Source organism: Planococcus sp. MSAK28401 (assembly GCF_018283455.1).
In the GTDB taxonomy this organism is placed as follows: Bacteria; Bacillota; Bacilli; order Bacillales_A; family Planococcaceae; genus Planococcus; species Planococcus alpniumensis.
The window spans coordinates 835,345-850,248 of sequence record NZ_JAAMTH010000001.1 but is presented as its reverse complement, the minus strand read 5'-3'; the positions used below and the strand labels follow the sequence as shown (position 1 = coordinate 850,248).

The 14,904-nt window shown below is 49.2% G+C and carries 13 protein-coding genes; 1 reads left to right on the top strand and 12 read right to left on the bottom strand.

From position 1 onward, the window contains the following. Positions 1-49: 49 nt before the first annotated feature. The 7 genes from G3255_RS20215 to G3255_RS04265 form a co-directional block, all read right to left on the bottom strand. On the bottom strand, positions 50-172 hold the full coding sequence (locus tag G3255_RS20215; RefSeq protein WP_283092949.1) for a hypothetical protein: 123 nt from the start codon (positions 170-172) through the stop codon (positions 50-52). A gap of 67 nt (positions 173-239) precedes the next feature. Continuing rightward, entirely contained in the window at positions 240-854 is a 615-nt protein-coding gene (locus G3255_RS04290; RefSeq protein WP_211653445.1) for a DUF998 domain-containing protein, read from the bottom strand. 186 nt (positions 855-1,040) lie between these two features. Beyond that, positions 1,041-2,978, bottom strand: coding sequence for a lipoteichoic acid synthase (ltaS, locus tag G3255_RS04285; protein WP_211653444.1), 1,938 nt, complete (start codon positions 2,976-2,978; stop codon positions 1,041-1,043). A 116-nt stretch (positions 2,979-3,094) separates the two neighbouring features. Beyond that, positions 3,095-3,844, bottom strand: coding sequence for a hypothetical protein (locus G3255_RS04280; protein ID WP_211653443.1), 750 nt, complete (start codon positions 3,842-3,844; stop codon positions 3,095-3,097). Positions 3,845-3,848: 4 nt separating this feature from the next. Continuing rightward, a complete protein-coding gene (locus G3255_RS04275; RefSeq protein ID WP_211653442.1) occupies positions 3,849-7,613 on the bottom strand; it encodes an AAA domain-containing protein in 3,765 nt (1,254 codons plus the stop codon). A gap of 286 nt (positions 7,614-7,899) precedes the next feature. Continuing rightward, entirely contained in the window at positions 7,900-8,640 is a 741-nt protein-coding gene (locus G3255_RS04270) for an SDR family NAD(P)-dependent oxidoreductase (protein ID WP_211653441.1), read from the bottom strand. A gap of 82 nt (positions 8,641-8,722) precedes the next feature. Beyond that, entirely contained in the window at positions 8,723-9,262 is a 540-nt protein-coding gene (locus G3255_RS04265; RefSeq protein WP_211653440.1) for a DUF1697 domain-containing protein, read from the bottom strand. A gap of 141 nt (positions 9,263-9,403) precedes the next feature. On the opposite strand from G3255_RS04265, the gene G3255_RS04260 reads away from it, so the two are divergent. Further along, positions 9,404-10,279, top strand: coding sequence for a sulfurtransferase (locus G3255_RS04260; RefSeq protein WP_211653439.1), 876 nt, complete (start codon positions 9,404-9,406; stop codon positions 10,277-10,279). Between the two features lie 77 nt (positions 10,280-10,356). Here G3255_RS04260 and G3255_RS04255 read toward each other — a convergent pair whose 3' ends face one another. From G3255_RS04255 to G3255_RS04235, 5 genes are all read right to left on the bottom strand, one after another. Continuing rightward, a complete protein-coding gene (locus G3255_RS04255) occupies positions 10,357-11,589 on the bottom strand; it encodes an AI-2E family transporter (protein ID WP_211653438.1) in 1,233 nt (410 codons plus the stop codon). A gap of 194 nt (positions 11,590-11,783) precedes the next feature. Then, a complete protein-coding gene (locus G3255_RS04250; protein WP_211653437.1) occupies positions 11,784-12,470 on the bottom strand; it encodes a FusB/FusC family EF-G-binding protein in 687 nt (228 codons plus the stop codon). 227 nt (positions 12,471-12,697) lie between these two features. Continuing rightward, positions 12,698-12,952 carry a hypothetical protein gene (locus tag G3255_RS04245; RefSeq protein ID WP_211653436.1) on the bottom strand — a complete coding sequence of 85 codons (255 nt, stop codon included), beginning with the start codon at positions 12,950-12,952 and terminating at the stop codon, positions 12,698-12,700. A 131-nt stretch (positions 12,953-13,083) separates the two neighbouring features. Continuing rightward, entirely contained in the window at positions 13,084-13,593 is a 510-nt protein-coding gene (locus tag G3255_RS04240; protein WP_211653435.1) for a pyridoxamine 5'-phosphate oxidase family protein, read from the bottom strand. A 144-nt stretch (positions 13,594-13,737) separates the two neighbouring features. Beyond that, entirely contained in the window at positions 13,738-14,763 is a 1,026-nt protein-coding gene (locus G3255_RS04235) for an NAD-dependent epimerase/dehydratase family protein (RefSeq protein WP_211653434.1), read from the bottom strand. Positions 14,764-14,904 lie beyond the last annotated feature (141 nt).

Below are 14,904 nucleotides of genomic sequence, written 5' to 3'. Positions count from 1 at the left end.
TGCCCCTAAAAGTCACTTTTCATGACCTTTTGGGACAGCCCCTTCTGTTTTATGCACTGCGTTTCCGGAACGCGCGTCTTTCGGCGTATATGGCGCATTGCGCACAGACGACGACCGCTTCATCGCGGTCGTTATAATATTTCCGCGGCTGCCGTGCTTTTTGTTTGCACACCGCGCATTTCTTCTTAAAAAACGAGAACATATCCTGTCGCTCCTTTAATCTTAGATTCAAGGTTCATTTATTGTTTCATAGTAAAAAGCATAAGTGAACTAATGAGCATCCATAGTTGCAGCGCACCGATATTGAGCCGTTCGACAAGACCGAAATACGGCCAGCCCTGCGCGAAAAAGATCGCGGTCGTTCCGCCGGCAATCAAGATGAACACGCCTGTTGCGATGGAATACTGTCCGTATACTTTGAAATCGCGATCTTTTCTCACCCCGATCCCGACCAAAAACGGCGCCAGGATCGTCAGCGGAACGATCAAGACCGTGACCGTCAAATGCATCATGCCGGTAAAGCTCAACGGGGCTCCCGGGGCGTCTTGCGGAAACAAGCCGTAGGTAATCGACACGAGATGCATTACCAGAAAAACCAGCATGCCTATGCGTGAAATTTTCGGCGCAAAGCGTTTGAATGCGATATAAGCACTCGCCGCAAATACAATCGAACAGATGCCGTACAACAGCGTAATAACGGTCAATACCCTGCGGTCCGGCGCGCCTTGAGCCGTCAAATCGCTGATTGGCTGATGCAAATGGCGATAGCCTTCCCACAGCCATCCTCCCAGCACGACGTGGAAAACGTAGAAAAACACAGCGATTGCTCCGAAAATCGTCAGTTTCTGTGCCATGCCGATCAGCTCCTTTTCAGGTTTTGCAGCAGTTATCTCCTGTTCGACGACGATGATGTTTGATTATCGCCATTATCTCTCTTTTGAAAGCTTTTGCCAATGAAGTTGGCCAATCACTCGGAAAAATTCCATTTAAATTCAAATAAATGCCCCGAACCAGAAAATGGTTCGGGGCATCTCTTTGAATCATTCAGTTGAATCTGTGGATTGCTGGTAATAATAATCCGCCGGGTCGACCGGCGTAAAGCCGTTCGGCGTGTAAAATCTCAACAAGTCGCCGTTGACGACTTCATCCGATAGCTGCAATTCATATCTTCCGTGCTGCTTAAGGGTCTCGGCTTGCTCGAGCTGTTGTTCATCTTCGAGTGGCAAGCCGGTTTCCGAATCGTAGAACGCTTCGCCGATGGAATAGACTTCAGGGCTGACGTAATCGCCGTTGCGGAACATGACGAGTTCTTCATGTTCTTCCGACAATAGATCGGTTCCGAAATGCACGTAATTCTGCGTTTCCACACCGAGCAGATGCATCACGGTCGGCAATAGGTCAATCTGGCCGCCGTATGTGTCGTTGATGCCGCCTTCCATGCCCGGTACGTGGATGAACAACGGCACGCGCTGAAGCTTGGCGTTCTCTACCGGCGTGATGTCTTTTGACAATACCTCAGACATCGCCTCGTTGTGGTTGTCGGAAATGCCGTAATGGTCGCCGTACATGACGATCATCGTATTGTCCGCAAGTCCCGACGCTTCAAGCTGTTCGAAAAATTGCTTGATTGCTTCGTCTGCATAACGAGCCGTCTGGAAATAATTATCGACGCTCGCATCGCCTGTCGTTCCTTTTTCGATGGTCGCCAGTTGCTGGTCCATTTTATAAGGGAAATGATGCGAAACGGTGATAAATTTCGAATAGAACGGCTCCGGCAGCGATTCCAAAAGCGGTGCCGACTGCTCGAAGAATGGTTTATCCATCAAGCCGTATTCTGCCATATCAGCGGATGTCGTATTCGGATACGATTCGATATCGAAGAAATAATCGTAGCCGAAAGACTTGTAGATTTCAGAGCGGTTCCAGAACGTCCCATTATTGCCATGGAATACAGCCGACGTATAGCCTTCATCTTTCAAGATGGCTGGAGCCGATTGATACGTGTTCTGGCCTTTTGTAATGAATGCAGATCCTTTCGGCAAGCCGAATAAGGAGTTTTCCAGCATGAATTCCGCATCTGAAGTTTTGCCTTGCGCTGTCTGATGGAAGAAATTATCGAAGTACATCGTATTCGGGTCATCCATCATCGAATTCAAGAACGGCGTGACTTCTTCGCCATTCAGTTCATAATCCATCAGGAAAGTCTGGAACGATTCGAGATGCAAATAGACAACGTTCATGCCTTCCGCTGCACCGAAATATTCTTCATTCGGACTCGCGTAATTGGATTTCGTGTAGTTCAATACTTCCGTATTGTCGTCGCTGTCCGCCATGACCCGCTGGGAAGAAGCTTTCAAGGTCTCCGCCGTGTCGTATAGGGCGTAATTATACATTCCCAAATACTTGACGATATACGCACGGTCAAAGCCGCGTGTCAACAGGTCGGGACGGTCTGATTCTGCGAGCGACAAATTAAAGAGGGAAATCAACAAAGCCGCCGCAATTAACGGCAAGGCCATTCTCTTTTTGATGATGCGCATATCTTTTTCTGTCCGCTTAGAGATTACCCATGCACCGAGAAGCAATACATCCACGAAGTACAGGAAATCCATCGGTTGGATCAGAGTCAGGACGCTGCCGCCCAAATCGCCGAAGTTCTGTGTTTGGAACAAAGTCGGCAACGTGATGAAATCACTGAAGAAGCGGTAATAGACGACATTTGCATACAGCAAGATCGACATGCCGAGGTAAATCGAAAGCAGCGCCCAGTATTTCCGCGTTCCTTTGAAGAATAGCGAGAAACTCAACAATAGCAGTGCTGAACCTAAAGGGTTGATTGCCAACAGGAATTCCTGCAGCGCCCCTTCCACTTCCAGCGTAAATTGGGTTTTTTGCGAGATATAGGTCTTCGCCCACAACATGACAACTGCCAAGAGAAATAAGGGCATGTAGTTATTCATTATCATTTTATTTTTCATTTTGCATTACACCTTTTCATCATCGATTATCTGAAGGCAAGCTTGTGTGCCTGCTTTAAAGAAACAAACTCTATTGTACTCCCATTTTCCGGAAATTCAAAGTTTAAAGCGGCTAGTTAAGACGGTTCCGCATTTTTCATCGCTTCGCGCCATTCGACAAGTTCCTTTTCTTCAATTTGCTTTTCGAGCACCTCATCCCACGCGCCGAGCCGGGTGTTCCAGACACGCGCGTAGAAGAGGTCCTGTTTTTGGTCATATAATTGAAACTCGATGCACGGAATGTATTCAGTGCCAAGTTCTTCGCACGATGAAATGTCCGCGACGATCACTTGATAGCCATCTTCTGCACTGTTTTTTTCTGCCGTTAACAGCTCATGGATGCGCTCGGTATCAGTATTCTGGCTAATTGCATAGCGATAGGAGGATAAGTTTTGCCTACCTTCTTCAAGCACATCTTCTGACAGCCCATAACTATCGTGCACGGCACTGAAAGACACGATGGCCTCATCGTCTTCCATCGCTTCTTCGAAAATGCCTTTTTCCAAATGGCCGTAACCTTTATCGGTCAGCCGGTAGCCTTTTGCATCCAGGCGGATCAACTGCGTGCTGTGCATTTTATCGATTAAATCGCGGATGAACAGCTCTTCGACAAATAGCATCTCAGCGAGCGCTGCAGGGCGGCGGATGTCTGCTTCTTGAAATGCCAGCAGCAGCATCTTCATCAAAATGTCCATTTTGAGCCGCTTGACGCGGGCAAACGACACTTCATAGGAAACCAGCGGCACATGCCACGAAAGTTCTTTTACGATCGTCACGTCCTTGTTCGACGCCACTTCTGCGCGCAGCTTATTGTTCAATTTGTCCATTTGCTCACCCCTTCTGCAGCACTTTTACGCCGTGTTTTTGTTCGGCCACGTCGAGCACATGCTGATACATCTGTTTTGTCTGTTCTTTTTTCGCACGTTTTGTGAACATCGCGGAACTGCCGACCATCACGAGTAATTGCTTGGCGCGCGACAACGCGACGTTCAATCGGCGGTAATCTTTCGCGAAGCCGATATCGCCGCGGTCATTGTGGTTATTGCGCACCATGCTCAGGAGGATAATCTCCATTTCACTGCCCTGGAATCGGTCGACCGTGCCGGTGCGGAGCAATAAATGCGGCAAGCGCATTTCCTGGTCGATCATGCGCTGTAGCCGCTTTACTTGTTCGCCGTAGAACGAAATGACGCCGACGGTTTTCAGCTCGTCCGCTGGAATCCGCCCGGCCGCTTTCGCTTCGGCCGTCGCGTCGTTAAGTTCCACCAGCAGACGGCTGATTTCCGCAAGTTCCGACTGATTGTACAAGCTTTTCCCGCCGCTCATGCGTTCTTCGAAATACGCCGGTTCGTTCGGCAAATCGAGCCACATCAGGTGATTGTGGCGTTTGACGGATGCCGACTCAAGGAAATGGTCGCGTTCTTTGTCTGAATCAGCCAAGCCGCATTGCAATTGGACATTTTCGTCTTTGTAGAATGGCGAAATGGTTTCCATGATGTCTTCATGCATGCGGTACTGAATGGCGAGCATCGTCTTGTTAGTCTCCGGTAAGTTTTTATACAAGCGTTCGAACAACGATTCTTCGAGCAGTTTTTCGAGTTCGCGCTTTTCTTCAAAGCCGCTGCCCTCTTTGATCATCTCTTCTAAAGTCTCTTCCAAGGTATCGTTGCCGAGCAATGGCGGCAATTGGTGGTGGTCCCCGACCAAAATGACCTTTTTGCCTTTGAGCATCGGCAATAATAGTTCAGGAGGTGTCGCTTTCGACACTTCATCGATAATGACGACATCGAATACCGGATAATTGTCCTGGAAATCCTTGCGCGCAGATGCTACGCAAGTCGTGCCGATGACATTGGCGTGTTTGATGTAGAGCTTGCGGATTTCATCCAAATCGTGCTCATTCGCCGACTCGAGCAGCCCGATCCACTGCTTTTGCACCGATTGCAATAAGGGGAAGTTTTTCTGCTCTTGCTTGAGCGATTCCACATCGAATGACAAACTGGCGAGTTGTTTCGCGGTTTCTTCGTATGCCGCTTCCGGATCCGCCAAAAGAATGGTTTCCAAAGCTTGAAGTTCCTGCTCTTTCTCTGTTAGACGCCGCATCGCCATGTCAAGTTGCGCTGCAATCTCCACGATTCGCTGTTCGGCTTTCTCAAATGCTGTTTGTTCAGCGAGCAAATTGGCTTGCTGTTGCTCCAAATCCGCTGCCGTTTGGACGGAATCACTTTGGTCTTTCTGGAGCTGCGCCAATTGGGTTTGGTGATCGGCAATTGCCTGTGCGATATCTTCCGGCACTTCAAGCGAGACGGACAAACTGGCCACTCGCCGTTCGATGCGCGAAAGTTCTGCACGTTGCCGTTCCGCTTGTTCCAGTCCTCGTTCGTCCAAGTCCAAGTAGCGCTGCCTTTGCTTTTCGAGTTCCATGCACAGCGCTTTTTTCAATTGGCCAAATGCACGTTGCGACTCTTCTATATAAACATCGGCGGCTTTTAGCATCGCGCCTCTCCGCCACACGTCGTTCTGCCGTTTGTATAAGCCGCTCAGCGCTTTCGTGAGAACGCTCGAATCGATGTGCTGCGAATTTTTCAGCACCGCGCGCAGCTTTTCCAGAAACTCATCGATATTGGCCGAGGTGAACGATTCCGCTTGCGACAAGGCGCGTTCTTTCACTTGCGCCGCATCGATGCCAGAACCCCCCAGCAATTTCTCGACATAGCCGATTGCTGAAGTGACACTGGTATTATAGGCTTCGAGTTTTTTGCGCTCTGCCATCTTGTCGCGGATCATATCGAGCTTGCTGAGTGAGAAAGTGATCGCCGGCACTTCTTCGATCTGCTGTTCATTCATCATATCAAGCAAGCTGCCGACTTTTTTCATGCCCTCGACTGTTTCGAGCACGGCTTGCTTTTCCTTAGCTTTCGCCATCACTTCGTCGCGCTTTTCTTCAATCAATGCCATCTCGCGGCGGAGTGCTGACAGCTGTTTGGTCAGCTCAGTGGACTCGCGTACGCGTTCGAGCTGCTCGATCGTTTCGGCTGTTTGCCGCTGTTGCTGTTCGAACCATTCGGGCCCATGCCCGCTATCAATCAAGCCCTGCGCTTTCTGGATCTTCGCTTGCAGAACATCCATTTTCTCTTGGATGCTTTGCTTGCGACTTCTTGCTTGCCGCTGTTCGAGCTCGATTGCCCGTGTTTTGTTTTGCAACGGTTCGATGGACGACTGCAATTCGCGCTGTTTCGCTTGGGCTGCCTTTTTATCTTCCACGGCTTGCTGCCATTTTTCAAAAACCGGCTGCAATTCTGCATAGGCCTGTTCCGTTTCTTCAAGCTTGTGGGCAACTTCTTGTTCGCGGGCTTTACGCGCCTCGAACTGTGCCGTGATTTCTTTTAAGGTATGGTCTTTCCAATACTGGCCAACGTTTTCTTCGATGAATTTCTGGCCGTCTTCTTCGATGCTTTCGGTGCGCCCGACGCGCAAGATGCGGATGTCTTTATGGGCAAGCAAACGCCCGAGCGCATTGTCGACTGCCAGATTCGACTGGGAAGCGACGAGTGTGCGCAAGCCTTTTTTGGCGTTTTGCAGGCAGATTTCTGAAATGACCGTCGTCTTGCCGGTTCCGGGAGGCCCTTGTATAACGTAGAGATCTTCCGCTGACATCGCCCCTGTCACAGCTTGCTGCTGGAATTCATTCAAGCGGTTGTGGAACGCGAGCTTAGGCATTTCTTTTAACGGCGCCACATTGGGCCGTTCCTCGAACAACAGGCGGTCGAGTTGCGGGTTAACCGCGAGGCCTTTCTCGAGATTGGTAAAGCCTTGGCGCAACCTCCGGATTTGGCTGAGTGCCGCGAAATTGCTGAACACGACTTCCTTCTTATGAAGAGCATGCGCTTTTTCGCGCAGCTGCTTGATGATGTATGGATTCAATTCGATTTCGATCGCCCGGTTTTTCGTCTTGAGGACACTGCCGACATCGCCGTCGATCCCCGTCAAGCGGACGCTCAAATTGCGCAGGTTTTTCCATTCTTTGTCGTCCATGCGACAGCCCGTCAAGGTGATGCGGCTGAAATCATGGCTGAACGCCAGATTCGAATAGCCCGTCTTGATATCTGGAATATCCATGCCCTGTTCTTGGATTTTTAAATAGCCTTCCCAGCTCGAGATGCGCTTTTTCACGTAATCCGAACGCTCTTTCGCCGGCGTCATCCGGTTGATCAAATTCATGAACGCCACCGGCACCGGATCGCGCGAATTGTTGAACTGAATCGATTCCTCGCGCTGCCAATTGGTGCCGAGTGCCTGGTAGGCTTTGCGCAAAGTCACATTGGTCACCAACAGTTGATGGTTGGCAAACACGCAGTGAAGCACAGCGAGTTGCCCATTTGCCTGATCCGTCAGCCGCCCTGTCTGTTCTGCACTGAACAGCAGCGCAACCGAAAGAGAGCCATCCGCAGTCGACGGATAGCGTTCAAGAAATACCTGAAACGGTTTGTCCGCCATAAAAAATGAGCGTTCGCTGATGCCGAACCCTCTCATCTTTTCCGATGCGGTTTTAGTTAGACGTATAGACGTCTGGTATGTGTTTGTCTGCGTTGCCATTGTGTCATCACCTGTTCTGCCAAACTGAAAAAGCCCAATAGCCCGGCTGGTTTCTTCGAGTTTTCGCTGTCGATCGTATCTTCTAATCATATCACCTGCAGGGCCCTTATGTTTTCTGAACTTATGTATTTTAAAGGAAACCCTTCTTTCGCCTCACCTAGTTTCCGCTCGGCAAGTGCTGATGAAACTTGTCTGCGCCCCCAAGCCAGGAAAATCAAAAAACACCGGTGTTTTGGATAGCTAATCCAAAGCACGGGTGTTATGCAAACTGCTGTTTCATTTCAGTTCATTGTGCGGTATAGCCCCCATCGACCAAGATCGTCGTGCCGGTGGTGAAGTCATTTTCACTAAGGAAAATGATGGCATGGGCGATTTCATCCGCGTTACCGAGACGGCCGATCGGATGCTTGCTGACCAGCTGCCCGTAGAACTCTTCGCCGAGCGCTTCACGGCTCACCATGCCGGATTCGACATAGCCCGGCGCGACGGCATTGACGCGGATATTGTGCTTGGCATATTGGAGCGCCAGGGATTTCGTCATGAGGTTAACCGCACCTTTTGATGCGTTATAGGCAAATGCTGCTCCTTCGCCGACACTTCCAAGAATCGATGAAGTATTGATGATGGCGCCGCCTCCATTATTCATCATATGGCGGATTGCGTGCTTTGCGCCAAAGAAGATACTGTCCTGATTGACCGCAATGACTTTATGGTAATCTTCATAGCTCAGCTCATGCGTCTCCGTCAACGCACCGATGCCGGCGTTGCTTACGAGCAGGTCAATTGTGCCGAACTGATCGATCGCGAAATCAATCATCGCTTTCACCGAATCTTCGCTTGCCACATCCACTTTAATGAACAGGATGTCGCCATCGTTCTTCAAGCTCTCTGCCGCCTGTTTGCCGCCTTCTTCATTAAAATCGGCAACGACCACTTTGGCGCCTTTCGCTAAATATGCTTTTGCCGCCGCCAATCCAATTCCAGAAGCTCCGCCTGTCACCACTGCCACTTTGCCTGCCAACTCCATCTTATCGCCTCCACTTCCATATTTTGTATCAATCTTATATTATCAGAATTATCCATCAATAAGAAATATATTTTGGCTATTTTTATTTCAGTTCCTCCATTAGCCTATAAATTTTGCGGACGGTATTCACATTTCGGACGGTGACCAGCTTATATAATTTGGTCCCGACGATTTTCGCCATTCCGCTTTTGGTGACATCCCCTCGGTCAACCGACCAAAGAATTGCTCCGGGCACGTATTGCACGCGGTCAATACCTGGCTTCAAAGGCAATTGCTCCAACACGTGTTCATCATCGGCTTGTTCCCATAAAAACAGCACATCGCTTTTCAATCCTTCATCGTTGGTCCATTCCGGCGGGACCGCTTGTGCAATGCGCTTGTATTCTTCGAATGAATAAACGAGCACCTTGATGCGCAGCCCGAAATGTTCAAAAATCGCCTGTTCCGACACAAGCGTCACTTGCTCTTTATTCCGGGCGTCTTTGAAGATGATATTCCCTGAGTTGATATACGTTTTGACCGACGACATGCCTGCTTGTTCGAACGCTTCTTTCAGTTCTTTCATATTGATTTTATTATTACCGCCGACATTGATTCCGCGAAGCAGCGCTGCATAAATCATGGGCTTCTCTCCCTTCCGGAAAATAATGGGCCATTACATTGACATAGCACGAATGCGAATCGGTTTTAGAAACTTATTTTTTGACGAGGTTCTCGCTAAAAGCGTACAGTAAAGACAATTACGCGAAGGAGGATTTCTTAGATGAATGATATTCCATTGATCGTGACAACCGATTGGCTAGCAGAACATTTGAATGATCCAGATTTACGGATTGTGGATGCGACGGTATTCATGAAGTTTCCGGAAGCTGGTGGGCCGCCGGATGTCGAATCCGGCAAAGAGTCCTTTGCACAAGGCCATATCCCGGGAGCGGTGTATGCTGATTTACTCGGGGAGTTGACGGACAGCGAATCGGATCTGCCGTTCACCGTTCCGCCGCGTGATGCATTTATCGAAAAAATGACCGAGCTTGGCATCGGCGACGGCACACGCACCGTCGTCTATGACCAAAACGCACTCGTCGGCGAATCGGTTGCCGCTTCGTACTGGGCTTCGCGCCTCGCGTGGCAGCTGCGCTATGAAGGATTTGATCAAATCGCCATTTTAGAAGGCGGTTTGCAAAAATGGCAGGCGGAAGGCCGCGACCTATCAACAGACGCAGCGCCCTATCCAAAAGCCAGCTTCTCAGGGCAGCGGCGCAGCGATATGCTCGCCACGAAAGAAGACGTCCGAAAAGCCATCGATGACGAACAAACCATTCTTATCGACAGCTTGTCGCCGGAAGAATATGAAGGCAGCCACATCCCAAGCAGCCAAAACGTCTTTTTCGCAGACCTTGCAGACGAACAGACAAAAGCCTTGTACAATGATGAAAAACTGCGTGCTGCCTTTGAACAGACCGGTGCGCTCGATCCCGGCAAAAAAGTCATCACGTATTGCGGGGGCGGCATCGCAGCAACCTGGAACGCTTTATTGCTGAATAAACTCGGACAGCCGAATGTTGCCGTATACGACGGCTCCATGAACGAATGGACAAGCGACCCGTCTTGCCCAGTCATCAAAAGCGAAACTCGCTAATTGAAGAACACTCCCGGCCAAATTCTCATGGCCGGGATTTTTTTTGCCTGCGCGACCGCTCCATCGCTCGTTGAAAACTAAGTCATTTTCTTCTTCCGTTTCAGCAGCTTCTTCTTTTTCTTTTCGGAAACCAAGGGCTTTGGGGCTGGATTGTAATCATCGGCATACATGCCCGTATAGGATTGGTACCATTTGAATAAATGCACGAGAACTACTTTGAGAACTGCATAGGCCGGTATCCCGATGATGACGCCGGGCAAACCGAATAAGCTCCCAGCTGTCAGCAGCACGGCGATGATCGTCACCGGATGGATATTCAAGCTGCTTCCGAGGACAAGCGGCTGCACAACGCGCCCTTCCAATGTCTGTTCGATAATGAACACAATCAGCACTTTCAAAAGCATAAGCGGTGGATGCAGGACAATGGCGATGATGAAGATCGGAATGACCGCGATAAAGGTCCCGAGAAATGGAATTAAATTCAAGGCACCTGCCAAAATCCCAAGCGTCAGCGCGTACTCCAGGCCGATGATGCTCAAGCCAATCCAGAACATCAGCCCGACAAAAAATGCGACGAGCAGCTGGCCACGGATATACTGGCTGATCTGCATATTCATTTCGCGCAGCAAGCGGTAGGTCTGTTCCCGCATATGCGAAGGCACAAATTTCATAATATGATACGGCAGGTGATGGCCGTCCTTTAATAAATAGAACAAGATAAAAGGCGTCGTGATCAAGGCCAAGACGGTCGTCGTTACGATGCCGAATACATTGCCGATGCCGCTCACTGTTGAACCGAAAAACCCACCGACTTGATCAGTAATCGTGGCCGTGATGCCGCCTTCTTCCCCGGTTAATTGTTCCTGCAGTCCTGCCAAAAACTCACTTTCAAAAAATGTATCGATCTTGGCGATAAAGCTGGCTAAATAATCCTGCCAGTTTTCCAGCAAGCTCAGTGATTGTTCGCGGATTACCGGGATCAAAGCCGTAACGCCCCATGCGAGCAAGCCGAGAATCACTACGAAGACAATCGTAATGCCGCCGAGCCTGTTGATTTTTTTCGTTTCCATCCAATCAATCAGCGGGCTCAGCAAATAATACAATACCCCGGCCATGATCAGCGGCAGCCCCATGACGCTGATCAATGCAAATAGCGGTGCGAAAATGAAGCTGATCCTCGGCAGCAGCAGGATGTTCACTTGGATCAATAACAGAATGACCAGTACGGATACCGCTTTATTATTCAGCACCCACCTCACGAACCACGAAGCGGCAAGGCTGAACGCCGTTTTGTTCTTTTCCGGCTCCATCGAACCCACCCTCTCCAAAAACACAATTGGTTTTGGCATTTCCCAGACAAGGTGCGCCGGCAGCAGTGACAAAGTTTCTAGCCATAAATAAAATACCCCTAAGCCTTCTTTTTAACACTGCTCAACCCGTTGAAGCTAAAAAAATTTTCATGCAAAAAAGCTCTCCAGCACATGCCGGAGAGCTTTCTGGTTCTTTATTTTTTCAAACGCCAGACGAATTCATTCAGACGATCCAAGGTATCGATATTTTCATTGCAGACTTCGCTGTCCTGGCAAATATAATTGCCGCGCTTGATGAAATGATCCTGAGTGGATCCTTTCGTCTTCGCGATGAACATGCCGACCTCACTATGGCGGTTGCAGATCGAGCAGATGCCTTGTTTCGAACTGCGTGTGAAGCTGCCATGGATTCCCTGCAGCTGCCCGTCTTGCTCCGTTACCAAGTACATCAAATTTGAACTTTCAATCCATCCCAAATAAGATGTGCGCTTAAAATCCAGTGACTCAAGCTTCGGCCCTTTCAGCTTTTTCGCTTTCGGAAAAAGCTTCTTCAATCCTGCAGGCGACACTTGTTTGAACGGCAGAAGATATTGTTCCAACTGTTCCAAATAAGCATCTGCATGCGCTTGATCTGCTATATCGGTCAATTGCCCAAGCAGCGATGCTTGTTCTTCAGTAACTGATGGAAACAAGGCGGAAACCTTTTCCTGTGCCAAATGCCGCAGTACATTCACTACTTCCCGGTCGTTGCTCGTCGCCTTGCCATGGACCAGGATTTTTGCCTGGTTTTTGATAAAGTTAAACTGGTCATTGCGGATGAATGCTTCCACCCGTCTACCGGCGATGTTGTTCTCAGCACGGTTCTGTTCTGTTTGCGTCATTGTAAGACACTCCTTATAAAGTAGATTCTTTTATTTAATAAGGAAGCCGTGTGCTGAAATGACGCGTGATGGGCGATTCAATTCTTGCTTGCCCCACACAAAGGATCGCCATTCCATACAGGCTTTGCGTGAGTCGTTCCTGACGCTGACAATTGATTACGGATTGCCATCTGATATCACCCCTTTCGCTGCAATTTTTCTAATCTCAAATTAAGCCATTGAATTGCCTATGCCTTGCTGGAGTATGCCAATCGATGATCGACGAACACTTTGCACTCGATCGTAAAAAAACCGCCGACAGTGGCTTTCAAGTCTTTTATGCCTTCGGAGGTTTTCAGCTTGCCGTTCAACTCCCCGCCAAAACTGAGCCCCAGATTTTCATCCTGCAATTGGCCGTCCACGAATAACTTTTCGCCTTCAAACCATCGATTTTCAATGACGATATGTCGGCCTTCATGTGTGAATTCAAAGCTTTTCTTCATTTAAGCCCTCCTTGTGGAATTCAACTGTTCTTCCACTATCATCCATTTCCAGTTTAAGTTTATCATAATTTTTCATCAATAAAAAACAGCATCCCATTTGAAAACGGATGCTGTTTATTCGTTCTTTCCTTTTATTGCTGGGGTTTATGGAAGTCGACGGTATCGTTCAGTTCACCGTCATTATCATCTACGGAATCTTTGCTCGTCAGTTTCTGCGCAAACTTCTTCACGGTTTTCAGCGTATTGCCCGACTCCCAATATTCTGCAGTTTCCGGCGTCACTTTGATCAGCACGACGTTCGGGTCATCGTAGCTGGTCTCCAGCATTTTATCGAAGATCGGGTTCCAATATTTCTTCTTGCGCTCCAGGTCTTCCATAAATTCAGCCGTGCCGCTGACGGAGACGTAAGATTTTCCGGCATACGCCAAATTGACTGTTGGGTTAGATGCAATCTCATCGTATTTATCCGTGTCTTTCAAGGTAACGAACCATAAATCGCCATCGAACTCGGTTTCCTGCGTTTGCATCGGCCGCGACACGGGCTTGCCGTCCACGACTGTCGTCATCATCGCGACCTTAATATCCTTGATAAGATCTTTGACCGTTTCCACTGCTTCTTCATGTGTATGCTGTTGTGCCATCTTCTTTCTCCTCCATTCAACTAGTAACCTGCGATTAATTAAGTACAGTCTCTTAGTTTCCCGCAATGAATTGTCTCTAAACTTTGGAAGAAATCCCTGAAAAAGGGTGCATTGCGACGGCAGGCCCAGCAGAAAAAATGAAGCTTAGCTATCTATTTTTCTGGTTCTCCACTTTTCAAGCACTTCTTGCTCCTTCTCATGGGCAAGCCCCGCTTTTCGCTCCAGAGCTTGGTGCTCGAGCTCCCATTCACACGTATCACGGATCGTTTCCGAAAGCGGGCGAAACGCGAGCCCTGTCTTAAGCGCTTTATCGATATCAAGCGACAGGAAGCCTTCCATCTGTTCGCTATCCGGTATCCATAAAGGCAGTTCCAGCCAATAGCCGACCTCGTTTTCAAGGAGGAACGCTTCATCCACCCACACGAATTCCGCATCGCTCTTCAACGCTCTTTTGCATTCACCGAGAAATGCTTCCATCGTCAAGACCGATTCGGGCCCGGCCGCATTGAAAATGCCGCTGTTCTGTTGTTCGACCATGCGGATGATCCATTCCGCCAAATCCCGGACATCGATCAATTGGATGCGTTTGTCTTTACGGCCGGGCGCTAGCACTGTGCCGCCCTTCGCCACGCGATTAACCCAATAGCTGAAGCGGCCTGTGAAATCATATGGCCCGACAATCAGCCCCGGGCGGACGATAAGGCTGCGCCCGGGAAATTGCTGCTTTACTTCCTGTTCGCATAAGAATTTTAGTTCACCGTAGTATTCATTGGCGGGCGGATTGGTCATCCCTTTCGTCATCTCTTCCGCATCGGACAGAGACATCTGGCCGACGGGATGCTCCTCGTCGATACCAGCACGTTCCAATTCATCGTAAACGGAAGCACTGGAGATGAAGGTGTAATGCCCCGTACGTTCTGCAAGAAGCTTGGCAGATTCACGGACTACGCGCGGCACGAAGCCGCATGTATCGATGACCGCCTCCCACTCGCCTTCTTCGAGCGCAGACAAATCGCCTCCCCGGTCGCCGACCAATTTCTCCACATCCGGGAAAAGTTCCGGATTTTCTTTTCCACGGTTGAACAGCGTGACTTCGTGTCCACGCTCTAGCGCCGACTCCGTAAGAAAGCGCCCCAAAAACCGGGTGCCTCCGAGAATCAGGATTTTCATTGCGATCCCTCCTTTTTAAACAACGCTTTATTGGCATATTCGCTAGTCATTCATAAGATCCTTTCGAAACATTAACTGTTGAAATTTAAAAAAGGCCCAATGTTCACTTTGGGCCTTTTCTAAATTTTTATATGCGCTTTC

What these genes read in the sequence shown, in the direction of transcription:
- G3255_RS04290 (WP_211653445.1), bottom strand. Translation starts at nt 854, where the DNA reads ATGGCACAGAAACTGACGATTTTCGGAGCAATCGCTGTGTTTTTCTAC.
- ltaS (WP_211653444.1), bottom strand. Translation starts at nt 2,978, where the DNA reads ATGAAAAATAAAATGATAATGAATAACTACATGCCCTTATTTCTCTTG.
- G3255_RS04280 (WP_211653443.1), bottom strand. Translation starts at nt 3,844, where the DNA reads ATGGACAAATTGAACAATAAGCTGCGCGCAGAAGTGGCGTCGAACAAG.
- G3255_RS04275 (WP_211653442.1), bottom strand. Translation starts at nt 7,613, where the DNA reads ATGGCAACGCAGACAAACACATACCAGACGTCTATACGTCTAACTAAA.
- G3255_RS04270 (WP_211653441.1), bottom strand. Translation starts at nt 8,640, where the DNA reads ATGGAGTTGGCAGGCAAAGTGGCAGTGGTGACAGGCGGAGCTTCTGGA.
- G3255_RS04265 (WP_211653440.1), bottom strand. Translation starts at nt 9,262, where the DNA reads ATGATTTATGCAGCGCTGCTTCGCGGAATCAATGTCGGCGGTAATAAT.
- G3255_RS04260 (WP_211653439.1), top strand. Translation starts at nt 9,404, where the DNA reads ATGAATGATATTCCATTGATCGTGACAACCGATTGGCTAGCAGAACAT.
- G3255_RS04255 (WP_211653438.1), bottom strand. Translation starts at nt 11,589, where the DNA reads ATGGAGCCGGAAAAGAACAAAACGGCGTTCAGCCTTGCCGCTTCGTGG.
- G3255_RS04250 (WP_211653437.1), bottom strand. Translation starts at nt 12,470, where the DNA reads ATGACGCAAACAGAACAGAACCGTGCTGAGAACAACATCGCCGGTAGA.
- G3255_RS04245 (WP_211653436.1), bottom strand. Translation starts at nt 12,952, where the DNA reads ATGAAGAAAAGCTTTGAATTCACACATGAAGGCCGACATATCGTCATT.
- G3255_RS04240 (WP_211653435.1), bottom strand. Translation starts at nt 13,593, where the DNA reads ATGGCACAACAGCATACACATGAAGAAGCAGTGGAAACGGTCAAAGAT.
- G3255_RS04235 (WP_211653434.1), bottom strand. Translation starts at nt 14,763, where the DNA reads ATGAAAATCCTGATTCTCGGAGGCACCCGGTTTTTGGGGCGCTTTCTT.